20 protein-coding genes are annotated in these 22895 nt (G+C 70.4%); 12 read left to right on the top strand and 8 right to left on the bottom strand.

The annotated features are described in order from the left end of the window. Window positions 1-19: 19 nt before the first annotated feature. Window positions 20-895 (bottom strand): alpha/beta fold hydrolase, encoded by an 876-nt coding sequence (locus ACF1B9_RS11290; RefSeq protein WP_391740873.1) that lies wholly within the window; start codon window positions 893-895, stop codon window positions 20-22. Between the two features lie 82 nt (window positions 896-977). Then, window positions 978-2189 carry an enoyl-[acyl-carrier-protein] reductase FabV gene (fabV, locus tag ACF1B9_RS11285; protein WP_391740874.1) on the bottom strand — a complete coding sequence of 404 codons (1212 nt, stop codon included), beginning with the start codon at window positions 2187-2189 and terminating at the stop codon, window positions 978-980. 267 nt (window positions 2190-2456) lie between these two features. Between fabV and ACF1B9_RS11280 the strand changes: the two genes are divergently transcribed. The 3 genes from ACF1B9_RS11280 (at window position 2457) to ACF1B9_RS11270 (ending at window position 5038) form a co-directional block, all read left to right on the top strand. After that, window positions 2457-3374 (top strand): hypothetical protein, encoded by a 918-nt coding sequence (locus tag ACF1B9_RS11280; protein WP_391740875.1) that lies wholly within the window; start codon window positions 2457-2459, stop codon window positions 3372-3374. Between the two features lie 177 nt (window positions 3375-3551). Further along, window positions 3552-4202 (top strand): CatB-related O-acetyltransferase, encoded by a 651-nt coding sequence (locus ACF1B9_RS11275; protein WP_391740876.1) that lies wholly within the window; start codon window positions 3552-3554, stop codon window positions 4200-4202. Further along, window positions 4199-5038 (top strand): MOSC domain-containing protein, encoded by an 840-nt coding sequence (locus ACF1B9_RS11270; RefSeq protein ID WP_391740877.1) that lies wholly within the window; start codon window positions 4199-4201, stop codon window positions 5036-5038. Before ACF1B9_RS11275 ends, ACF1B9_RS11270 begins: the two co-directional genes overlap by 4 nt. On the opposite strand, the gene ACF1B9_RS11265 is transcribed toward ACF1B9_RS11270, so the two are convergent. Then, entirely contained in the window at window positions 5028-5237 is a 210-nt protein-coding gene (locus ACF1B9_RS11265) for a DUF397 domain-containing protein (RefSeq protein ID WP_391740878.1), read from the bottom strand. The genes ACF1B9_RS11270 and ACF1B9_RS11265 overlap by 11 nt on opposite strands. After that, on the bottom strand, window positions 5234-6091 hold the full coding sequence (locus tag ACF1B9_RS11260) for a helix-turn-helix domain-containing protein (protein WP_391740879.1): 858 nt from the start codon (window positions 6089-6091) through the stop codon (window positions 5234-5236). Before ACF1B9_RS11260 ends, ACF1B9_RS11265 begins: the two co-directional genes overlap by 4 nt. Window positions 6092-6323: 232 nt before the next feature. Here ACF1B9_RS11260 and ACF1B9_RS11255 point away from each other — a divergent pair, with 232 nt between their 5' ends. After that, window positions 6324-6728 carry an ATP-binding protein gene (locus ACF1B9_RS11255; protein ID WP_391740880.1) on the top strand — a complete coding sequence of 135 codons (405 nt, stop codon included), beginning with the start codon at window positions 6324-6326 and terminating at the stop codon, window positions 6726-6728. A 297-nt stretch (window positions 6729-7025) separates the two neighbouring features. Here the strand turns inward: ACF1B9_RS11255 and ACF1B9_RS11250 are convergent, their stop codons facing one another. Continuing rightward, complete coding sequence (locus tag ACF1B9_RS11250) at window positions 7026-7937, bottom strand: hypothetical protein (protein WP_391740881.1); 912 nt, start codon at window positions 7935-7937, stop codon at window positions 7026-7028. 321 nt (window positions 7938-8258) lie between these two features. Between ACF1B9_RS11250 and ACF1B9_RS11245 the strand changes: the two genes are divergently transcribed. Further along, complete coding sequence (locus ACF1B9_RS11245; RefSeq protein ID WP_391740882.1) at window positions 8259-8729, top strand: nuclear transport factor 2 family protein; 471 nt, start codon at window positions 8259-8261, stop codon at window positions 8727-8729. A gap of 130 nt (window positions 8730-8859) precedes the next feature. Here the strand turns inward: ACF1B9_RS11245 and ACF1B9_RS11240 are convergent, their stop codons facing one another. Further along, complete coding sequence (locus ACF1B9_RS11240) at window positions 8860-9837, bottom strand: ArsR/SmtB family transcription factor (RefSeq protein ID WP_391740883.1); 978 nt, start codon at window positions 9835-9837, stop codon at window positions 8860-8862. A 61-nt stretch (window positions 9838-9898) separates the two neighbouring features. Here ACF1B9_RS11240 and ACF1B9_RS11235 point away from each other — a divergent pair, with 61 nt between their 5' ends. The 3 genes from ACF1B9_RS11235 (at window position 9899) to ACF1B9_RS11225 (ending at window position 12838) form a co-directional block, all read left to right on the top strand. Continuing rightward, window positions 9899-11107: an MFS transporter gene (locus ACF1B9_RS11235; protein ID WP_391740884.1), complete on the top strand. Its 1209-nt coding sequence runs from the start codon at window positions 9899-9901 to the stop codon at window positions 11105-11107. Between the two features lie 172 nt (window positions 11108-11279). Next, a complete protein-coding gene (locus ACF1B9_RS11230) occupies window positions 11280-12572 on the top strand; it encodes an alpha/beta hydrolase family protein (RefSeq protein WP_391740885.1) in 1293 nt (430 codons plus the stop codon). Further along, window positions 12569-12838 (top strand): DUF4240 domain-containing protein, encoded by a 270-nt coding sequence (locus ACF1B9_RS11225; RefSeq protein ID WP_391740886.1) that lies wholly within the window; start codon window positions 12569-12571, stop codon window positions 12836-12838. The genes ACF1B9_RS11230 and ACF1B9_RS11225 overlap by 4 nt, the downstream gene beginning before the upstream one ends. On the opposite strand, the gene ACF1B9_RS11220 is transcribed toward ACF1B9_RS11225, so the two are convergent. Further along, on the bottom strand, window positions 12793-13440 hold the full coding sequence (locus tag ACF1B9_RS11220; protein WP_391740887.1) for a DsbA family protein: 648 nt from the start codon (window positions 13438-13440) through the stop codon (window positions 12793-12795). The two genes, ACF1B9_RS11225 and ACF1B9_RS11220, sit on opposite strands and share 46 nt — an antisense overlap. Window positions 13441-13571: 131 nt before the next feature. Between ACF1B9_RS11220 and pepN the strand changes: the two genes are divergently transcribed. The 4 genes from pepN (at window position 13572) to ACF1B9_RS11200 (ending at window position 22253) form a co-directional block, all read left to right on the top strand. After that, a complete protein-coding gene (gene pepN / locus ACF1B9_RS11215; RefSeq protein ID WP_391740888.1) occupies window positions 13572-16187 on the top strand; it encodes an aminopeptidase N in 2616 nt (871 codons plus the stop codon). Between the two features lie 264 nt (window positions 16188-16451). Beyond that, on the top strand, window positions 16452-17522 hold the full coding sequence (locus tag ACF1B9_RS11210; RefSeq protein WP_391740889.1) for a hypothetical protein: 1071 nt from the start codon (window positions 16452-16454) through the stop codon (window positions 17520-17522). A 179-nt stretch (window positions 17523-17701) separates the two neighbouring features. After that, window positions 17702-21013 (top strand): S8 family serine peptidase, encoded by a 3312-nt coding sequence (locus ACF1B9_RS11205; RefSeq protein ID WP_391740890.1) that lies wholly within the window; start codon window positions 17702-17704, stop codon window positions 21011-21013. A gap of 211 nt (window positions 21014-21224) precedes the next feature. After that, window positions 21225-22253 (top strand): aspartate-semialdehyde dehydrogenase, encoded by a 1029-nt coding sequence (locus ACF1B9_RS11200; protein WP_391740891.1) that lies wholly within the window; start codon window positions 21225-21227, stop codon window positions 22251-22253. Between the two features lie 82 nt (window positions 22254-22335). Here the strand turns inward: ACF1B9_RS11200 and ACF1B9_RS11195 are convergent, their stop codons facing one another. Next, window positions 22336-22836, bottom strand: coding sequence for a DUF1203 domain-containing protein (locus tag ACF1B9_RS11195; protein ID WP_391740892.1), 501 nt, complete (start codon window positions 22834-22836; stop codon window positions 22336-22338). Between the last annotated feature and the right edge of the window lie 59 nt (window positions 22837-22895).

The raw sequence follows: 22895 nt of genomic DNA, 5'->3' as shown, positions 1-22895 counted from the left end.
TGCGCGGCGGGGGAGGGAGTCAGGAGACGGGGGCGTGCCTCAGCAGCGTGCTCAGCACCTGCTCGGCATGCGTCCAGAGCACCGCCCCGCCCGCGTCCGGCACCATGTGCCGGACCGCACCCGGGATGCGCGCGGCCAGACCGGCGCCCCGGTCGGGCGAGTGACTGGTGTCCTCCTCCCCGTACCAGAGGTCGACCGGTACGGCGATGTCCGACCATTCGATGTCCCAGCGGCCCATGGCCAGAACCGTGTCCCGGGCATAGCCCGCGGCGGCCCCCTGCGCGAACGCCTCGTCGAGCGCGCGCCGGTAGGCGGCCGCGAACGCGGGCTGCTGATAGACGGCGAGGTCGCACTCCGGACTGCCGGACATGACCATGTCCCACATCGCCTGCGCGGTGAACCCGGCGAAGACCTTCTCGGCGGCTTCCGGGTCGGACACCGCCAGGTCGACCAGGCCCCGCAGGTCGTCCGGAAGCGCGTCGGCGAACCGCGGTGCGGCGATCTCGTCCGCGCCGGAGACCACGGCGAGCGCGCCGACCGCCCCGGCAGCGGCGCACGCGAGGGCGAAGGGCGCTCCCTGCGAGTTGCCGACCATCAGGGGCCGGCCCAGGCCGCGCAGGGCGGCGAACGCGCGGATGTCGTCGGCGAAGTCCCCGAAGGTGCGGCCGGGCAGCGGCGAGGAGGCGCCCAGCCCCGGACGGTCGAGCGAGATCAGCCGCACGCCGAGGTCGGCCGCCACGTCGTAACCGAACCCCAGATGCCTGCTGGTGGCCGCCCCCGGCGACAGCAGCACCGGCACGCCGTCCACCGGTCCCCACTCGGCCCAGCCCAGCCGCCGCCCTCCCGGCAGCTGTTCGGTACCGATACGAACCGGGTCGATCACGTGCAAAGTCATGTGCCTGATCATGACCGGATCCGCCGACCGCGTCGAAGGGATTTCCGCCGAAGGACCTGCGCCGAACCCGGACCGGACCGCTTCAGAGGGCGGTGGTGTCCGGCCAGGGGATGTCGGTCTCGACCGGCGCGGCATAGTCGATGCCGGGCACGGCGAACCCGTACAGGCGCTGCACCTCGGCGTGGAACCAGTCGAGGTCGGCGAGTTCGGTGATGTTCTCGGTGGCGGCGGCGTTCCACCGCTCGGTGACGGCCGCCTGGACAGCAGGATCGAGTTCCCAGGTGTCCAGGCGCACGCGCCCTTCGTCGTCGAGGTCGAGCGGGCGGACACCGGTGAGCTGGTCCCACAGGTCGGTGAGCTGCCCGATCGGCGGGACCATGGCGTCGCCGAGGACGCCGCGGAGCAGCCCGACGTAAAGGGCGATGCCGGGGATCGCGGTCGAGGACTGGGTGACGGCGGCCGCGTTGACCGAGGTGACCGCGCGCCCGTCGACCAGCTTCGCGAGCCGCTCGTCGAGGGTGCGGGCGGTCTGTTCGAGGTGGGACTTGGCGGCGCCGATGGTGCCCTGCCGGTAGATCGCGGCGGTCAGGGGGGAGCCGATGTAAGAGAGGGCGGCGGTGCTGAATCCATCGGCGAGCAGCCCGCGGTCGGCGAGATGGTCGATCCACCGTTCCCAGTCCGTTCCGCCCATGACGGCGACGGTCTGCTCGATGTCGTCGCCGTCGGCGGGCTGCGTCTCGACCTCCCGCACCTCGCCGGCGCCCCGGTCGTCGAAGACGAGCGTCTTGGTGCTGTACGCCTCGCCGACGGGCTTGAGGACGGACGCGTAGGTGGTCCCGGTGTCGGGGTCGGTGCGGCGCGGGGCGGCCACCGAGTAGATCAGATGGTCCAGACGGCCGCCGAAACGCTCCTCCAGCACCTGGGCGACCTGGTCCTTCATCTCGTCGCAGAACGCGTCTCCGTTGAGGAACACCATGTCGTGACCGTGCCGCCGGGCGAGCTCGGCGGTCGCGGCCGTGCGGTACCAACCGGCCGTACCGGTGCGGCGTCCGGGGGCCTTTTCGAAGCAGACCCCGATCCCACGGATGCCGGCACGGGCGAGACCGGCGATCGTCGCGGCCAGCCCGTACCCGGCGGAGGAGCCGATGACCAGCGCCACGGGTGCCCGGTCCGGCACCCGGGAGGGCGCGGGGACTGCCTGCCACATGTTCTTCACCAGGCGCTCGCAGCCGGCCGGGTGGGAGTCGAGGAAGAGGAAGCCGCGATTCTTGGGGGCGATGACGCGTTCGCTCATGGGCTCGGGCCCTTCGGGTCGTCACGAATGGAGGTGGCGGCGCGGAGGCCCGCACCACACCCTGCAAGTCTGCGACCCCACGAACACGGACGGTCGCCTCGTCAGGCACAGTAATGCTCAGCCGCTCTTGGAGGCTTTCCACCACACCGGACGGCGCGGGACCGCCGACGCCTGGTTCCCGCGCGAGGCGGCTGCGCACGTCTCCGGCCGGGATGTCGAGGGCCAAATCCCGTCGACCGGTGCGCCGTTGACTCCTACGCTCTGCGCATGTACGAGGACGAGCCCCATGCCCGTGAACTCTTCAGGACCCTGGTCGACCACGAAGGACCGGACGCCTTCGGCCGGGTGGTCGTACCGTGGCTGGCGAGGGCCGGACGGAGCTACCGCGACGCGATCGCGCACGCCTGCGCCGACGGTGCCTGGCGCACCGGCGAGGGGGTGCCCGAGCGGCCGGATCTGTATCTCCGCCACGAGCTCTACGCCCTCAGCCGCGTCAGCGACGCCCTGCTCCACCACTTCCAGCCCGCACCGGACCCGGTCGGCACACAAGCGTGGGCCGCCGCCCTCAGTACGTACGACGGATGGCCGGTGGTTTCCCCAGCCGAATACCTGGAGTTGTTCACCGCCCTGGGCATGAGCCCGTTCGACGGCACCGGCTTCGATCCGTTCCGGCACGAGATCACCGAGGTGGAGCAGAGCGACGATCCGGACGAGCCGATCCGGATCACGGAAGTGGTGTGGCCCGGGCTGATGCTCGGACAGCTGCTCTTCAGCCGGGCCGGGGTCCGGGTCCGTGCCGGGGCGCACCACGCCCGGCGCGGCGTCGCCGACTGCTCCCCGCTGTACTGGACGTACTTGCGCCGGTACCGCCCGACCGTCGACCTGTCCTGCGGCTGGGGAAGCAATTCGCAGTGGGGGACCGATCTCCGCCTGGACTACCGGACACCGACGTCCACGCGTCTCAATGTGGGCGGGCGCACGGATATCGACGACCCGGCGCACCTCTGCGAAGAGGAACAGCTGCTGACTCCGGCCGAACGCCGCGAACTCCTGCGCCACCGCTGCCTCCTGAGAGCTCCCGAGGCCGCCGACGAGCTGGGCGATCCGTCCCGATGGGGCGGGGACCTCTTCCCCTACACATGGCGGCTGCCAGGTCCGGAGGAGGACACCGGGCAGGCGGGGTGAGGGGGCTCCTCGGAGGCTCCTTGCCCGGACGCGGCGGACGAGGGCCCATGGGTCACCTCGCGCGGGCCGGGGGCATCCCTCGTCCCCGGCCGGTGCCCCGCACGCCGGGCCCTACCGGCCGTCGGTGACGAGGGCCATCATCAAGCCGTCGTACCCCTTGCTGCGATGATGGGCGCCATGAGCGCTCCCCCTGCCGACCCCACCGTCCTTCACCCGATGCCGGGCCAGCCCCGGGTCGTGCAACTGAAGCCCTTGGTCAAGTCCGAGCTGATCGAGGTCGGGGACTACTCGTACTACGACGACCCCGACGACGCGACCGCGTTCGAGACCCGCAACGTGCTCTACCACTACGGTCCGGAGAAGCTCGTCATCGGGAAGTTCTGCGCGCTGGGAACGGGGGTGCGGTTCATCATGAACGGCGCCAACCACCGGATGGACGGCCCGTCCACATTCCCCTTCCCCACCATGGGCGGCTCCTGGACCGAGCACTTCGACCTGCTCGCCGGGCTGCCGGGCCGGGGCGACACGGTCGTCGGCAACGACGTCTGGTTCGGCTACAACTCCATGGTGATGCCGGGCGTACGGATAGGGCACGGCGCGATCATCGGCGCCGGCTCGGTCGTCACCGGTGACGTACCCGACTACGGCATCGTCGGCGGCAATCCCGCCAAGCTGATCCGCACCCGGTACGACGACGAGACCATAGCCCGGCTCCTGGCCGTCGCCTGGTGGGACTGGCCCGTCGACCACCTCACCCAGCACATCCGCACCATCATGTCCGGCAGCGTCGACGACCTCGAAGCGGCTGCCCCGGAGGGGACATCATGACGATCACCGTTCGCGAACTGACCTACTACCCGGTCAAGGGCTGCGCCGGCACCGTGGTCGAATCCGCGCAGGTCCTCGGGACCGGCCTCGAACACGACCGGACGTTCATGGTGGTCGACGCTGCGGACGGAGCGTTCCGCAGTCAGCGCACGCATGCCTCGATGGCCGCGATCAGGGTCGACGTCCTGGAAGCCGGAGCGGCGTTGGGCCTGTCCGCCGAGGGCGTCGAACCGCTCCGCCTGAAGGTCGACCGGGACGGCCCGCGCCGCGAGGTCAGCATGTTCGACCGCCCGCTCGGCGCGGCAGCCGACCAGGGGGACGAGGTCGCGGAATGGTTCTCCGAGGCGCTCGGAGCCAAGTCCCGCCTGGTACGGGTGGCCCCCGGCTTCGACCGGGACGGCTGGGGCGACACCCCCGGCAAGGTCAACTTCGCCGACGCCCACGCGGTGCTGGTCGCCTCGACGGCCTCCCTGGACGACCTCAACGCCCGCATCACCGCCCGGGGCGACGCCGAACCGGTGCCGATGGACCGTTTCCGCCCCAACATCGTCCTGTCCGGCAACGACGAACCGCACTTCGAGGACCGGGTACGCCGGATGACTCTCGGTTCCGTGGAACTCGCCTATTCCGTACGGGCGATGCGGTGCAATGTCCCGCTCGTCGACCAGCGCACGGGCCGCCGCGCGGGCCCGGAACCGGTCCGGACCCTTGCGACGTACCGGCGCGAGCCGGAGTACAAGAACAAGGTGAGCTTCGGCGCGAAGAACGCGGTGGTCCGCGAGGGCGTGGTGACCGTCGGGGACGTGGTCGAGGTCGAGGAGTGGCTCAGCGCGTGAAGGCCCCGGCCTTCACCCCGTCGATGAACGCGGCCCACCCGACGGGGGCGTAGAACTGGAGCCCGCCGTCCCGGCGCTTGCTGTCCCGGACGGCACGGCCACCGTCGGCGGTGTGGGCGACCTCGACGCACTCGTTGGCCGACCCGCCGCCGGAGAACGACGACTTCACAAATGGGCTGACAACTTCCTGGCTGCTCACGATTCCTCGTTCTCCGCGACGATGCCGTTCATGGTCTTCCGGATGAAGGTGAGACTCCGATCCGGTGTGAGAGCTGCGGACCGGAGGGTGTCGAAGGCGTGGACGTAACCCGCCATGTCTTCATGATCTTCCAGAATGACGCTGTTGACCAGCGTGTCCTGCACAATGGCCTCCGGCGAGGCTTCGTGCGCGTAGGAGAGCGCGACGAAAGCGGGCGCGACGCGCGCTGCTGCCCACTCGGCGTGGGGCAGCACCTGGAGCGTCACATTCGGCTGCTTGGCCATCCGGATGAGATGGGCAAGTTGATCGCGATGCACGTTCGCCGAGGGCATCGGGCCTGATATGGCCGGCTCCCAGATGACGGCGGCAAACCGCGCGCCTGACTCCTCGAACACCCGCCGTCTCTCCTGCCGCACCTTCACGATCTCATCGGCCGCTTCGCTGCTGAGGACTTCAGGGTTGGCCTCGGTCAATGCCCGGGTGTAGTCCGGCGTCTGGAGCAGGCCGGGAATGAAGACCGGTTGCCAGGCGCGGATGTACGTGGCGTCCGTCTCCAGCGAAAGAAAGTCGCCCAACCGGTCGAGTGCGGGTGACTGAAACGGAAAGTTCAGCCACCAGCCGCGCTTGTTGCTGTCACGGGCCAGCTTCTCCAGCCTCTTGCGCTCCGACTCGTCCTCGACCTCGTACAGGTCGAGCAGCACACGCACATCACCCACTCGCGCGCTGACCGTCCCGGACTCGATCCGGCTGATCTTGGCCGTCGAGCACGCCACCGCCTCGGCGGCATGCTCCTGGTCCAGGAACGCGTTCAAGCGCAGGCGCTTCAGCGCCGCCCCCAACCGACGGCTGCGCACCGTGGGCTTCCCACCTGCGGGCATACGCCCCCCTCACTCTCAAAGCCAGTGTGCCCACTAACTGTTCGCAGGCGCTAGCGACTTGCCCCTCACGAGTGAATGCAAGTTTGCACTCACGACTCGCTTGCCTTTCGTCGGAACCTACCTCTAGCGTGGATTGCGTCACACCGCGCTGCTGAATGGACGCACTCCGTGACCGCGAATCCACCTGCTCACCGACCTTGGGGGACCCATGTCCGGGCGCACGCACATCAAGAGATTCCGGGCCCGGAGGGACTCCGTCCCCGCCGCCCGACGCCACGTCGAGAGCGTCCTGATCGAGTGGAAGCTCGGCGGGCTCATCGACGACACCGCTCTCCTCGCAAGCGAGTTGAGCACTAACGTGGTCAACCACGCCAAAGGGACCGGCGACTACTTCGAGCTGGGCTTACGCCGTCGCAACGGCACGCTCGTGCTGGAGGTCTCCGACTCGTACCAGTGGCGGATGCCCGAGCTCCGCACCCCCACGCTCGACGACCTGTCCGGCCGAGGCCTGGTCATCGTGGACGCGATCGCGGCGAAGTGGGGCGTACGGCCCCGCGACCCCGGCAAGACCGTCTGGGTCCATCTGACCATCGGTCAAGCGGGGTTGACATGAGGCGGCCCCTCCGGACCGCCTGGCGGTGCGAGTTCACCGTCGACGGGCTGCTCGTACGGGCCGAGCACGCCGCCACTCCCCCGCAGGCACTGATCTGGATGCGGGTCTCCGTACGGACCCTGCTCTCGGCGTTCGATGCGGAGGACCGCGACCGCACCTTCCGCTGGCTCGACAACGGTCAGTGGGAGACCGTCATACGGCTCAGGGCCGGCGAGCGGTACGCCTACACCGCTCGCGCGGGCGGACGCGTCGTCGCCTGGTCCGCTCGCCCCGTACGGGTCCTGCCCGTGGTCACGGTCACCGCGGTCGCGCGTCGATGGACTCCGCAATGTTGGACATGACGGACCAGATGATCGCCTTGCGGCAGTTGCTCAGACCCTTGGTCTCGATGTACAGGGTGTTGTCCCCGCCGACCCGGTAGTTCTCCCGGCGGCCGTCCGCCTTGAGTTTGAGGCCCTCCATGCGGCGTCGCAGGTGGGGAACGGTGATGCCGACCTGGTGGTCGTCCACGGTCACCCGGGTGACCTCGTCCCACGGGATCTCGTCGGCTGCGCCCTTGACGTACAGGTACGTACTGCCGATCTCGATGGAGTCGTACTGGACCTTGCCACCCTCGGTGGCCAGTTCACGCAGGTCGTGCCGGACACGCTCCTCCACGACACGGTCGATGATGCCTCCGAACATCGGCGTCAGGTTCCCCGGGGAGCGCAGAAAGGTGCGCAGGAGGCCGGCGCCGACGTCGGTCAGGAAGTAATTGCCGGACAGTTCACGGGCGCCCTGGCCGGTCGCCGTCCACAGCCGCGCGACGATCTTGTCCGAGATCGGCCGGGAGGACGGGCCGAGGTAGGTGACCTCGTGAGAGAGGACGACGTCCTTGAATTCTTCCCAGTGGTGCGCCCACCGCACCTTGCGCCGGCCCCGGTAGACGATCCCGTCCTCGTGCAGGATCAGCCAGGAGGCGAGGGAGTGGGTCAGCTCGTACACGCCCAAGACGAACAGCAGGAGGCAGATCACGTCGAATATGAGGTGGCCTGTGCCCGGCATGGAGTCGGGTATGCCGCCGAACATCAGAAAGGCTGCGACCGGGATGACGGTCAGGCCGAGTTTGCCCATCGTCGGGCGTTCCCGGTAGCGCGCGAGGACACCCCCCAGCTCGGCCGGATCGGCCTTTCGTCGCCGCTCGTCGCTCCCGTTGCCCGAATCTGCCATGGCCCCCATCCCGGTCCTCCGTCGTATCCCGCTGCTTCCGGGGCGAGTTCGGCCGTCCGCCAACTGCCCTTCGACGGCCTTCGCCGACGCCGTACCGCAGCCTAGTCCCCGTCCGTGACCGGGCGGAACGCCCGCACCCGCCCAGTCGTCGCGCGCTCTGTCCTCCTCACCCTCGTTCGTGCCGACGGATCGTCATCACGGTGCGCTCCGGGCGAAACCGTGTCACATTCCGCAGCGCCGCTCCGTCGTACTGCTGGGACGGACGCGCCATCCAGCGGGTGTCGTTCGTGCACCGAGTCCAATGCGACGAGGAGGAGACCGATGAGTGACTACTTTCAGGCCATCGCGGACCGCGTGGAGATCGAGGCGCTGCGCGGAGAGTTCACCGACGGGGTGATGATGCGCGACTACGACCGCATCGCTTCGCTGTTCACACCGGACGGCGCCTTGCGGATGCCCAACATTCCCGTCGAACTCGAAGGGCGGGAGGCGATCCGCGGCTGGGGCAGGCGGGTGCCGGATGTTGTGGAATTCCTTGTGCAGAACACGCACCCGGGCGTGATCCGGCTCGACGGCGACACGGCGTCCGGCCGCGCGTACATCTCAGAGGTGGGGCGTGGCCTCGACGGCCGCGGAGGGCTGAACTACGCCATCTATCACGACCGTTACCAGCGCACCGCCGACGGCTGGAAGTTCACGGAGCGCGTCTACGAGGTGCGCTACGAAGACGCCTCACCGCTGGCCGGCTCACCGCCCCGCCCGGCCGAGGATTCAGGATCAGCCCACCGCTAGTGCCTCTCCACCCACAACGGCAAGAAGATCCGCCGCTGAGCGAGGAACGACGGCCGCTCCGCCTCCCGGTCACGGCCACAAGCTCATGGAGCAGATTGACGCCGATGGACCGCGTGGAGCAGTCACACCCCTAAACCTCTTGCTGAACCCCCACCAGCACATCGCCCGCCTGCGTGCGGAAGTACAGCACCGAGCGGCCGGCCCGGCGGCGGTCTGCCAGGCCCGCGTCCAGGAGGACCCTGAGGTGGCGGCCCACCGAGCCCAGCCCCTGGCCGGTCAGGGCCACCAGCTGGGTGGTGCTCTTCGGGGAGGCGAGGAGGACCAGGACCGCCGCCCGCGCGGGGCCGAGCAGGCGGCTCAGACCGTCCGGCACCCGTTCCCGGCCCGCCTCGGCCAGGGTGCCCGAGCACGGGTAGACGACCGCGTACCGCAGGGCGTCGTCGTCCCAGGAGACCCAACCGCTGCGCTGGGTGACCGGGACGAACAACAGCCGCGCACCAGCCAGTTGCTTCGGCGGGTAGTCGTGCGCATTGATCTGGAGCCGGCTCCCGCCGAGCCACCGCATTCCCGGACGCAGGCCACTGAGGGCGGCGGCCCAGCCGCCCTGGCTCAGCTGTCCGGTGCGCGCGACGACATCCGCCTCGATGATCCGGCGGCGGCGCGGCCAGTTGGGCAGGACGGTGTGCCGCCAGACCCAGTGCAGTACGTCGGCGGCGCGCTGCGCCAGGTCGTCGCGGTCCAGGAGTTCCGGGAGCGGACGGCCGCCGAGCGACACGGCCAGGTCGGCGCGGGCGCGCTCGGGCGTGGTGGCCCGGACCGGAACCAGCTCCTCCTCCAGGGACGGCGTGCCCTGGCCCGTCGGCGTGGGGGTGATGAAGTCCGCGTTCCAGCTGCCGCCGAGTGCCGCCGGTACCAGGAGGGCGGCAACCGGGTCGGCGGCCTGCCGCGCCCGGTAGGCGGACAGATGGGCGTCGAGCCAGGCCCGTTCGCCGGGGTGCTCGGCCCGTCCCCCTTCCAACGCGTTCAGGGCGGAGATGGTCTCGGCGAGCGGCGAGACGACGAACCGACTCCCCGCGAGCGTGTCCGTGCTGATCTGCCACAGGCCCATGACGTTTCGCCTCCCCGCGAAACAATAACGGCGTGCGGGGACGGCCTCCGAGACTCCCCGCATGCGTACCTACCGGGAACTCTTCCGAGCGCCGCAGTTCAGGCCGCTCTTCGCGACCAGTGCCGTACAGGTCGCCGCGTCGACGATGAGCGGGCTGGCCCTCGGCACCCTCGTCTATGCCGCGACCGACTCGCCGCTGCTCGCCGCGCTGTCCATGTTCGGCTCCTCGCTCGCCCAGGTGATCGGGGCGACCGTGCTGATGTCGGCGGCGGACCGGCTGCCGCCGCGGGCCGCGATGACCGGCATGGCGCTCGTCTTCGGGCTGGCCACCGCTGTGCTCGCCGTCCCCGGGCTCCCGTTGCCGGTGGTCTTCGCGATCATCCTGGCCGAGGGGGTGATCGCCGCCGTGGGCGGCGGGGTGCGGTACGGCCTGCTCAACGAGGTGCTGCCCAAGGACGGCTATCTGCTCGGACGTTCGGTGCTGAACATGTGCTCCGGCCTGATGCAGATCGGTGGGTTCGCGCTCGGCGGACTTCTGGTGACGACGCTGTCCGCGCGCGGCACACTGCTGGTCGCCGCCGCCCTGTATCTGACCGGTGCGGCCGTCGCCCGGTTCGGGCTGATGCGCCGGCCGCCGCGCGCCGCCGGGCGGCCGTCGGTCGCCGAGACCTGGCGGACCAACGCCGTGCTGTGGTCCTCCGGTCCGCGCCGCCGGGTCTACCTCGCGCTCTGGGTGCCGAACGGGCTGATCGTGGGCTGCGAGTCGCTGTTCGTCCCGTACTCCCCGGAGCACGCGGGGCTCCTCTTCGCATGCGGCGCACTGGGGATGCTCGTCGGGGACACGGTGGCGGGCCGGTTCATCGCCCGGCACCGGCGGGGGCGACTGGCGACCCCGCTGCAGCTGCTCCTGGCCGCCCCGTATCTGCTCTTCGCCGCGCACCCGGCGCTGCCGGTGGCGTTCGCTCTCACCACGCTCGCCTCGGTCGGGTTCGCGGCGAGTCTGCTGTTCCAGGAGCGACTGATGGCCCTGACCCCGGACGAGATCACCGGTCAGGCCCTCGGACTGCATTCGTCCGGCGTGCTCACCATGCAGGGCGTCGCGGCCGCGCTCGCGGGCGCCGTCGCCCAGCGGACCTCGCCGGGGACGGCGATGACGGTGATGGCGGCGGCCTCCCTCGCCGTGTCCCTGGCCCTCGTCGCGGCGGGGCGGCGGACCGCGGCGCCCGCCGACGGAGCCACCGGCCCCCGGCAAGGGGTCGGTGCGGCATGACCGCGTACAGCTGCGGTCAGTACCTCGGCCTCCGCCTGCTGGGCCGGCCCTTTCGGGCGGCACCGTGCACGGGGGCAGCCTCCAGGAGAAGCCGGGGGCCCGCACCAGTGCGTCGAAGTTCGCAACGCGTGAGGCTGAACGGGCTTACGCCGAGCCACACTTGGAGGAACTCATGACTGTCCCCGCCACTGCATCGCCGCGCGGTGGGACCCGATACCGCAGCGGTCTCAAAGTGGCAGCCCTCTGCTGCGGCCTGCTGCTGAGCGGGTCGGCCGTCGCCACCGCCGCCACTTGGCCCGCCGCCCCTGCCCAGGCGCGGCACGAGGAGCGCGGCCGGGGCACGCTGGTCTCCGCCGAGAAGTTGTACACGCTCGCGACCCCGCAGGCGGTGGCCGCCGAGCTGGCCGCGGCCGGGTTCGAGGACGACACCGTCCGGCACGGCGTGGTCGCGTACCGGCTGGTCTACCGGACCGTCGACGCGTACGGGCTGCCCACCACGGCGAGCGGGCTGTTCGTGCTGCCACTCAACAGCGAGGGACGGTTGCGGGCGGTTTCCTTCGCTCACGGCACTGGCGTCCACAAGGACGATTCCCCGTCCATGCGGCGCGGCGCGTTCGTGTCCGCGTCGGTGATCGCGCACGCGTCGGCCGGTGCCGCGGGGGTCGCGCCCGACTATCTGGGCATGGGCAAGGGACCCGGTCCGCACCCCTGGATGGACATCGGCTCCGAGACCACGGCATCCCTGGACATGCTGCGGGCGGCCCGCGCCTTCGCGCCCCGCACCGGACATGTGCTGGAGCGCGAGGTCATGGTCACCGGCTTCTCGCAGGGCGCCTCGGCGGCGCTGGGGCTCGGCCGGGCTCTTCAGGCGGGTGAGGACCACTGGTTCAGGCTGGGCGCGCTGGCACCGGTCAGTGGCGCGTACGACTTCGGTGGCGTCGAGCTGCCCGCGCTGATTCAGGGCAGGCTGGACACCAAGTCCGGTGTGCTGTACGCGGCGTACACCTTGGTGGCGTTCAACCGTCTCCACCACATCTACGACAGCCCTGGCGAGGTCTTCTCGGATCCCTACGCCGACACCATCGAGGGGCTCTTCGACGGCGCGCACACGGGGCAGCAGCTGATGCAGGGCACCCCGGGCACTCTGGACGAGCTGCTGACCGAGCACGGCCGCGAATTGCTCGCGCATCCGACGGGGCCGCTGGCAGCGGCGCTGCGCACCACCGACGCCGTGTGCACCGATTGGGCCCCCCGTGCCCCGGTCCGGCTCTACATGGCGACCGGGGACGAGCAGGCCGACACCGCCAACACCGAGCGCTGCCGAGCGGCTCTGCTCAGGAACGGCGTGAACGCCCCGGTCGTCGATCTCGGCGCTGTCGACTACGAGAAGTCCCGTCACCTGGGGTCCAATGTCGCGGCCACGTCGGCGATCGTGCGCTGGTTCGGTGAATTGCGCAAGCCGTGAGGGGAACGACCCCGCCTCCTCCGGGGTCCCTGCTGCGGGAGGTCTTCGAGCAGGTCGTCGCCGAACCGGACACGCTGGCCGAGCTGCCGGAGATCAGGGCCGCGGCGGCGAAGGGGGAGGAGGCGGAGTGCGAGTCGACGCTCGCGGTGGCCTGGCAGGCGCACCGGGCGGCGACCGGCGAGAACCTGCCCGGCCGGACCCCGGGCGGCACCGTGGGCGATCAGTCGAAGATCGGGCCCTGCGTACGGGTCCGCTTGATCTCGTAGAAGCCGGGGATCGACGCCACCAGCAGCGTGCCGTCCCACAGCTTCGCCGCCTCCTCGCCCTTCGGGGCGGGGGTGACAACCGGGCCGAAGAAGGCGATCTGCTCGCCGTCCGAGCCCGGGACGGCGATGACCGGGGTGCCGACGTCCTGGCCGACCTTGTCGATGCCCTCCTTGTGGGAGGCGCGCAGCTCGGCGTCGTACACGTCCGAGTCCGCGAAGTCCGCCAGCTCGGCCGGCAGGCCGACGTCCCCGAGCGCGCCCACGATCGCCTCTCGGGTGGGACCCTCGCCCTGGTTGTGGAAGCGGGTGCCCAGCGCGGTGTAGAGCGGGCCGACGATCTCGTCGCCGTGCTTCTGCTGGGCGGCGATGACGACGCGGACGGGGGCCCACGCCTTCTCCAGGAGTTCGCGGTACTCCTCGGGCAGCTCGTCGAGCCTGTCCTCGTTGAGTACGGCGAGGCTCATCACATGCCAGCGGACCTCGACGTCACGGACCTTCTCCACCTCCAGCATCCAGCGGGAGGTCATCCAGGCCCAGGGGCAGAGCGGGTCGAACCAGAAATCGGCAGGGGTCTTGCCAGCCGCCGTGCTGTTGTCAGACATATCTCTCCTCATGAGGGCATTCGCGCCTGTGCGCGAGAACGCCTCCGGGCGCACCGGCCATTCCCGCACCCCGGGCCGAGTGGCGACATGGGAGGATCACACCATTCGAACGTGACACGAAGGAGTGTGCCGTGCCCGGTGAGAACCTGTCCCGCGACGAGGCCCGTGTGCGGGCCGAGCTGCTGAGCGTCGACGGCTACGAGGTCGCTCTCGATCTGCGTTCCGCCGTCGGTGGGCCCGACGGGGACGGCGACGGGACCTCCTCGGGCCCGCGGACCTTCCGCTCGGTGACCACGATCCGGTTCCGCACGGCGCGGGCGGGGGCGTCGACCTTCGCGGATCTGGTGGCGCCGAGCGTGAACGCGGTGACGCTGAACGGGCAGCCGCTCGACCCGGCCGTCGTCTTCGACGGGACACGGGTGGCACTGGAAAAGCTGCCGGAGGGCGAGAACGTTCTCGTGGTCGACGCGCAGTGCGCGTACAGCCGGACCGGCGAGGGCATGCACCGGTTCGTCGACCCGGAGGACGGCGAGGTCTACCTCTACACGCAGTACGAGCCGGCCGACTCGCGGCGGGTCTTCGCGAACTTCGAGCAGCCCGACCTGAAGGCTCCCTTCCGCTTCGAGGTGACGGCGCCCGAGGCCTGGACGGTCTGGAGCAACGGGGCCGAGGAGTCGCGGGACGGCGAGGTGCGGCGGTTCGCCGAGACGAAGCCGATCTCGACGTACATCACGGCGATCGTGGCCGGTCCGTACCACTACGTCACCGACTCCTACAGCCGTACGTTCGACGACGGTACGAAGCTGGAGATCCCGCTCGGCGCGCTGTGCCGCAAGGGGCTCGCCCGGCACTTCGACGCGGACGACGTCTTCCTCATCACCAAGCAGGGCCTGGACTTCTTCCACGACAACTTCGACTACCCGTACCCGTTCGGGAAGTACGACCAGGCGTTCGTGCCCGAGTACAACCTCGGCGCGATGGAGAACCCGGGCTGTGTCACCTTCCGCGAGGAGTACATCTTCCGCGGCAAGGTGACGCAGGCGTCGTACGAGAGCCGCGCCAACGTCATCCTGCACGAGATGGCGCACATGTGGTTCGGCGACCTCGTCACCATGCAGTGGTGGGACGACCTGTGGCTGAAGGAGTCGTTCGCCGACTTCATGGGCGTCTTCGCCATGGTCGGGTCGACCCGGTTCGAGGACGGCTGGATCACCTTCGCCAACAACCGCAAGTCCTGGGCGTACCGCGCCGACCAGCTGCCCTCCACGCACCCGATCACGGCCGACATCCGTGACCTGGAGGACGCCAAGCTCAACTTCGACGGCATCACTTACGCCAAGGGCGCCTCGGTGCTGAAGCAGCTGGTGGCGTACGTGGGGCGGGACGCGTTCCTGGAGGGCGCCCGGCGCTACTTCAAGAAGCACGCCTACGGCAATACGCAGCTGGGCGATCTGCTCTCCGTCCTGGCGGAGACGTCCGGGCGGGACATGACCGCCTGGTCGCGGTCGTGGCTGCAGACCGCGGGCGTCAACTCGCTGACCCCGGTGGCGACGTACGACTCGGCGGACCGGATCACGGAGCTGGCGGTCCTCCAGGAGGCGGCCGACTCCCATCCAGAGCTGCGGCCGCACCGGGTCGCGGTCGGGCTGTACCGGCGCGCCGCCGACGGCGACCTGGTGCGGTACGCGCGCGCCGAGGTGGACGTGGCGGGGCCGCGCACGGTGGTCACGGAGCTGGCCGGTGCCGAGCGGCCGGAGCTGATCCTGGTCAACGACGACGACCTCACGTACTGCAAGGTCCGCTTCGACGAGGTGTCCCTGGCCACGCTGCGCGCGCACCTGGGAGACATGACCGATCCTCTCGCGCGGGCACTGTGCTGGTCCGCGCTGTGGAACCTGACACGGGACGGGCTGATGCCGGCCCGTGACTTCGTCTCCCTCGTGCTGGCTTTCTCGGGCCGGGAGTCCGACATCGGTGTGCTGCAGATGCTGCACACCTGGACCCGGACCGCGCTCACACACTACGCGGCGCCGGGGTGGCGCGAGGAGGGTGGCCGGGCGCTGGCCGAGGCCGCGTTGCGGGAGCTGCGGATCGCCGAGCCCGGCAGCGAGCACCAGCTGGCGTGGGCGCGGTTCTTCGCGTCGGTGGCCGACTCGGACACGGACTTCCGGCTGCTGTCCGGGCTGCTCGACGGCTCGGCACGGATCGACGGCCTCGACATCGACCAGGAGCTGCGCTGGGCGTTCCTGTCGCCGCTGGCCGCGCACGGCGTGGCCGACGAGTCGGCGATCGACGCCGAACTGGCCCGCGACGACACGGCGTCCGGGAAGCGGCACCAGGTCCGATGCCTGGCCTCGCGGCCGTCGGCGGCGGTCAAGGCGCAGGCGTGGGCGGACGTCGTGGAGTCGGACGCGCTGTCCAACGCGCTGGTGGAGGCGACGATCACGGGCTTCGCGCAGTCGTCGCAGCGGGAGCTGCTCGCGCCGTACACGGACAAGTACTTCGCCGCGATCGAGCGAGTGTGGGCCGAGCGGTCGATCCAGATCGGCGTGATCGTGGTCAAGGGTCTGTTCCCGGCGCTCCAGGACGATCCGTCGACGCTCGCGGCGACGGACGCGTGGCTGACCGCGCACGAGGACGCGGCGCCGGCGCTGCGGAGGCTGGTGCTGGAGGCCCGGGACGATCTGGCTCGGGCCCTGCGGGCGCAGGAGTGCGACACTGCGGCGGCCGCGGCGAGCGCGGTCTGACGGATGTTCCCCGGCCGGGCACTCCCCGGCCTCTTCCCCGCCCCGGACGGGCTTGAACGTCACTCCCGTCCGGGGCGGGGCCTCGCGGGGCGCCCGGCCGGGCCTGCCGCACCGGCGCTCCGTCGGGCGGGACGGCGGGTCATCCTTGGCGGGACAAGCTTTTCGGTTGTCGAACGTGCGTACTTTAGGTCGACGTTGTCCCGAATTGTCGACGGGCGTGTAACAGGGGTTAGCGGCGGGGTCGTGTGCGGGATACCCCGGAGCATGACCCAGAACTCCCCGCTCTCCCCCTGTCACCTCCCCGTCGCCGGTGACGCCCGTCAACGTGTGCTGTCCGCCGCACAGTTGAGGGCGCACGGCGTGTCCGCGGCGAAGGCCGCCGCGCAGTGCAGGGCCGGTGGGCCGTGGCAGCAGCCGCTGCCCGGTGTGTATGTCCTGCACCCGGGGCCGCCCACCGCCGAGGAACGGCTGCGTTCCGCCCTGCTGTACGCCGGTCGGCCATCGGCGTCGGGCCGTCGGGACCTGCCCGCGCAGTCGGGGCCGGGCACGGAGTCCGGGTACGGCGAGGCCATGATCACCGGGCTTGCCGCGCTCGCCCTGCACGGGTTCGCACTCACGCCACCGCCCGCCCCGGCGACCCGGATCGATGTGCTGGTGCCGCGCACCCGGCGACTGCGCTCGGTGCGGTACGTCCATCTCGTACGGGCCGCCGAGCCGCCCCTGCCCAAGCAGGTGGAGGGTCTGCCCGTGGCGCCGCTGGAGCGGGCGCTCGTGGACGCGGTGGCGGGGCTGGGCGACGTCACGGGCGTACGCCGTCTGCTCACCGAGGCGGTCCGCGGCGGGCATTGCGAGCCGGCCGCCGTCGTGCGCGAGCTGAGCCGGGCCGGACTGCTGGGCCTCCCCCAGGTGGTGAACGCCGTCGACTCACTGCTCGCCGAGGGCCGGGCGCTGGCGGAGAGCCGGCTGTACGACATGGTGCGGTCGCACGGCCTGCCGGAGCCGCTGTGGAACGTGGATCTGCGACTGCCCGGCGGCCCGCACCTCGGCGGGGTGGACGCCTACTGGCCCGAGCAGGCGGTCGCCGTGGTGCTCGACACCAGGGCGCCCCGGCACAGCAGGCTCGACGACGACCTGCGCCAGGAGGAGCACGACGCGCAGTGGTCTTCGTACGCCGCCGAGCGGGAGCACCTGGAGCGGCTCGGCGTCACCGTCGTCCACCTCTCGCCGGCGAAGCTCCGGGACGCACGGGAGGAGCAGGCGGTCGTGGTGCGTACGGCGCTGATGGCGGCGGCCACCCGCGAGCCGGCCGCGTATGTGATGATCCTGCCCCGCTGAAGCCGGGCCTCAGGGGCCACTTATCTCCCGTTTCGCTCCTGATGGCACATCAGCCCCACTGGCGGAAGCCCGCCATGTCCACATCTCGCCCCCTGCAACTCTCCACAAACCCCTGTCATTTACGAAAGGGTGAGCGGTCATCCGGTACCGAATTCCGGACTCTCTCTTTCACTTCAGGGATGCTGATGACCACCGAGTCCCCCAGTTCCATACCCGGGGCGAGACGCGCGGCCCGAGTCGCGGCTGCCGCCGGCCTGGTGGCCGCGCTGGCCGCCACCGGCGCCGCCCCGGTCTTCGCCGCCGACGACCCCGCCCCCGCCCCCGTCAAGTCCGCCGCCAAAGACACCACGGCCGACAAGCTCGGCACGGCCGACGCCGATCTCCTGGCCAAGGCCAAGGCCGAGGGCGAGAAGAACATCACCATGATGGTCGCCACCGCTCCCGGTGCGACCGCGCAGGTCACCAAGCAACTGGACGCCGTCGAGGGGTCCGTGCTGGGACGCGCGTACGACAAGCTCGGCTACGTACGGGCCACCGTGCCCACCGCGTCCGCCGAGGCGACCATCAAGGCGGCCTCCAAGCTGTCGTCCGTCCACGGCATCGATCTCAAGCAGGAGATCAAGCTGGACGACCCGACGCCCGCGGCCGACCGCGCGGCCGGGACCACGGCGAAGACGAAGTCCACCGGCTCCTACCCGGCGCCGGGCAAGAAGACCCCGGCGAAGAACCCGTACAACCCGTCCTTCGAGACGGGTGCGGTCGACTTCGTCCAGCAGCACCCGAAGGCCGACGGGCGCGGGGTGACCATCGGCATCCTCGACTCGGGTGTCGACCTCGGCCACCCGGCGCTGCAGAAGACCACCACGGGCGAGCGCAAGATCGTCGACTGGGTGACCGCCACCGACCCGGTCAGCGACGGCGACGGCACCTGGCTGCGGATGACCGACGCCGTGTCCGGCCCGACGTTCACCTACCAGGGCCGCACCTACAAGGCGCCCGAGGGCTCGTACAAGATCAAGCTGTTCGCCGAGGCCGCCACCAAGGGCGGCGACATGGCGGGCGACCTGAACCGCGACGGTGACACCACCGACGTCTGGGCCGTGCTCTACGACCCGGTCACCGGCACCGTGCGCGTCGACCTGGACAACGACGGCGACTTCACCAACGAAACCGCCATGAAGCCGTACAAGGAGAAGCACCAGGTCTCCTACTTCGGCAAGGACGACCCGCGGACGGACGTCGTCGAGCGCATCCCGTTCACCGTGGAGACGCGCAAGAACGTCGTCTACAACGCGGCCGGCGCCACGTCCGACTACGTGAACATCGGCGTCATCGAGAGCGAGCACGGCACGCACGTCGCGGGCATCACCTCCGCGAACGGCCTGTTCGGCGGCGAGATGAACGGTGCCGCGCCGGGGGCGAAGATCGTCTCCTCGCGTGCCTGCACCTGGTCCGGCGGCTGCACCAACATCGCGCTCACCGAGGGCATGATCGACCTCGTCGTGAACCGCGGTGTCGATGTCGTCAACATGTCGATCGGTGGCCTGCCGCCGCTCAACGACGGCAACAACGCCCGCGCCGAGCTCTACAAGCGGCTCATCGACATCTACGGCGTCCAGCTGGTCATCTCGGCCGGAAACGACGGCCCGGGTGTCAACACGATCGGTGACCCCGGCCTCGCCGACCACGTCATCTCCGTCGGCGCGTCGATCTCCCAGGAGACGTGGGCCGCCAACTACGGCTCGAACGTCACCAAGAAATACGACATGCTGCCCTTCTCCTCGCGCGGTCCGCGTGAGGACGGCGGCTTCGCGCCGATCCTGACCGCTCCGGGTGCGTCGATCAACACGACCCAGACCTGGCTGCCCGGCGGCCCGGTCAAGGAGGCGGGCTACTCGCTCCCAGCCGGCTACTCCATGCTGCAGGGCACCTCGATGTCCTCGCCGCAGGCCGCGGGTGCGACCGCGCTGCTGCTGTCGGCCGCGAAGCAGAAGCACATCGAGCTGCCCCCGGCCGATCTGCGTACCGCGCTGACCAGCACCGCCACCCACATCAAGGGTGTGCCCGCGCACGCCCAGGGCTCCGGTCTGATCGACATCGTCGGCGCCTGGAAGCAGATCGAGAAGCAGGGCGCCCCGGCGCACGAGTACACGGTGAAGGCCCCGGTCGACACCGCGATCGACTTCGCGCTCAAGACCCCCGGCTTCGGCACCGGTCTGTACGACCGCGAGGGCGGTCTGAAGGCCGGCCAGAAGAAGTCGTACGACGTCACGATCACCCGCACCACGGGACCGGACAAGGCCGTCAAGCACCAGCTGTCGTGGAAGAACAACGACGGCACCTTCAAGCTGGCAGGTCCGGGCACGGTCTCCCTGCCGCTGGGCAAGCCGGTCACCGTCAAGGTCGAGGCGAAGCCGGGCAGCGCGGGCGTGCACAGCGCGATCCTGCTGGTGGACGACAGCAAGACCGTCGGCGTGGACCAGCAGATCCTCACCACGGTGGTCGTCTCCAAGGAGCTCGTGAAGCCCGCCTACGCGTTCAAGGCGTCCGACTCGGTGCAGCGCAACAGCACCACGTCATACTTCCTGACCGTTCCGGAGGGCGCCAAGACCCTTGAGGTCTCGATGAGCGCGCTGCGCTCGGGCAGCCAGACCCGCTTCATCTCGATCCACCCGTACGGGGTGCAGATGGAGAACAGCTCCACGATCTTCTGCTACCCGAACTACGAGAACCCGACCAACACCTGCCGCCCCGACGTGCGCTCCTACAAGGACCCGCAGCCGGGCGTCTGGGAGATCGAGGTCGAGGCACGGCGTACGTCGCCGCTGCTGGACAACCCGTACAAGCTGGATGTCTCGCTGCTCGGCGCGACCTTCGACCCGGCGGTGCAGACCATCGCCGAGGCGAAGATCGGCACGCCCGCCCCGGTGACCTGGAAGGCCACCAACAACGCGGGCGACCTGGAGGGCACCCTCAAGGGCGGCTCGCTTGGCTCGGCCAAGGTCGCCAAGCCGTCGATCAAGACGGGCGACGAGCAGGAGTTCGAGGTCACCATCGGTGAGGGCGTCGAGAAGCTGGACGTCGCCATCGGCGGTACGTCGGACGCCAACGCGGACCTGGACCTGTACGTCTTCCGGGGCAACACCCAGGTCGGCAAGTCCACCACGGCCGGCTCCGAGGAGTCGGTCAGCCTGGTGAAGCCGGCCGCCGGTACGTACACCGTCGTGATCGACGGCTACAGCGTTCCGGCCGGGACCACCACGTACGACTACCGCGACGTGTACTACGCGCCGTCGCTCGGCACGATCAAGGTCGACGAGTCGAAGGCCGTGAACCTGGCCAACGGCGCCTCCGCCCAGATCGGTGCCGAGGTCTCGGTCGCCGGTGCGGCCCCCGAGGGCCGGCAGTTCTTCGGCGAGGTCCACCTGGTGAACAGCCACGGGACCGCGGCGGGCACCGGCAGCGTCGTGATCGAGAAGGTCGCTCCGTAGCGGAGCCCGTGATCTGCGCGGTGACCGCGGTCACCGTGTGATCCGTACGACAGTGGGGCGGGTGCTCAGGGGAGCGCCCGCCCCACTGCTCTGCCTGCCCGGCCGGGCGGGAGGTGTCCACAGCGCGGACAATGGATTGGACAAGGAAGCCGTGGACATACGCATCATGGAGCGGCAACCGTGCCAGTTCGTACGTTCGAAGGAGTCCCCTGTGAAGGTCGGAATCGTCGGCGCCACCGGTCAGGTCGGCACAGTCATGCGCAGGATCCTGGCCGAGCGGAAGTTCCCGGCCGACGAACTGCGACTGTTCGCCTCGGCGCGCTCCGCGGGCTCCACGATCGAGTGGCAGGGCCGGGAGATCACCGTCGAGGACGCCTCGACGGCCGATTACACCGGGCTGGACATCGTGCTGTTCTCGGCCGGTGGCGCGACCTCGAAGGCGCTCGCCGAGAAGGTCGCCGCGCAGGGCGCCGTCGTGATCGACAACTCCTCCGCCTGGCGCAAGGACCCCGAGGTCCCGCTGGTCGTCTCCGAGGTCAACGCGCACGCGATCGCGAACCGGCCCAAGGGCATCATCGCCAACCCGAACTGCACCACGATGGCCGCCATGCCCGTGCTGCGCCCGCTGCACGACGAGGGCGGCCTGCAGGCCCTGACCGTCGCCACCTACCAGGCGGTGTCCGGCTCCGGTCTGGCCGGTGTCGCCGAGCTGCACGGCCAGGCGTCCAAGGTCGTCGCCGAAGCCGACAGGCTCACCCATGACGGCGAGGCCGTCGACTTCCCCGAGCCGGCCGTCTACAAGCGTCCGATCGCCTTCAACGTGCTGCCGCTGGCCGGCTCGATCGTCGACGACGGCTCCTTCGAGACGGACGAGGAGCAGAAGCTCCGCAACGAGTCCCGCAAGATCCTGGAGATCCCGGAGCTCAAGGTGTCCGGCACGTGCGTCCGGGTGCCGGTCTTCTCCGGCCACTCGCTCCAGATCAACGCCCGTTTCGCCCGTCCGGTCAGCGTCGAGCGCGCCTATGAGCTGCTGAAGGACGCCCCGGGCGTCGAGATCTCCGAGATCCCCACCCCGCTGCAGGCGGCCGGCAAGGACGCCGCGTTCGTCGGCCGGATCCGGGTCGACGAGACCGTGGAGAACGGCCTCGCGCTCTTCGTCTCCAACGACAACCTGCGCAAGGGGGCGGCGCTGAACGCGGTGCAGATCGCGGAGCTGGTGGCGGCCGAGCTGAACGGCTGACCCGTTCAGCCCCTCCGGCGATCGAGGAGCGGGGCCCGGGGCGCGGAGCCCCGGCGCCGCTCGGAGGCCGGTCGACAGCCTCTCAGGGGCGGCGCACCTCGAAGTGCAGGCAGCCGTACTCCACGGCCCTGACGTGCACCAGCGCCACCTCCGGATCGGCGAAGGCCTCGTCGAGGGCGTCGTCGTACCCCCGCTCCTCGTCGGCCGGGATCTCCAGCAGCCGGCCGCCGACGATGTGGCCCTCCGCGTTGTAACGCCGGACGGTACGCAGCGCTCCCGCCCGGGAGAACGGGTATCCGGTCCGGTCGGCCGCGGGCCCCTCGCACTCCTCGGCGTGGATGAAGACCGGACCCTGCTCGTCGTACGCCCCCGGCCTCGCCCACGTCTCGGACGCCCAGCGGCGCAGTGGCGCGTACGAGACGAGGGCGATCCGCTCCCCCGCCTCGCTCCCGCGCAGGCAGCAGCGCAGCGGGTGGCCGCTGTCGGTGGCGGTGTACGGAGCGCAGGGACGGCCCGCGTCGTCGGTGTCGCGGAGCTCCTTGAGCGTGGCCGGGTCGATCGGGCGTGCCTCATATGTGGTCATGTGTCGAGCGTGGCCCGCCGCGCAGGAACGCTCCGGCGGAAAACGGACATCGCGCTGCG

Source organism: Streptomyces sp. NPDC014727, assembly GCF_043083485.1.
GTDB lineage: Bacteria > Actinomycetota > Actinomycetes > Streptomycetales > Streptomycetaceae > Streptomyces.
The sequence above is the reverse complement of the archived record's forward strand: the minus strand, read 5'-3'. Positions and strand labels throughout refer to the sequence as shown.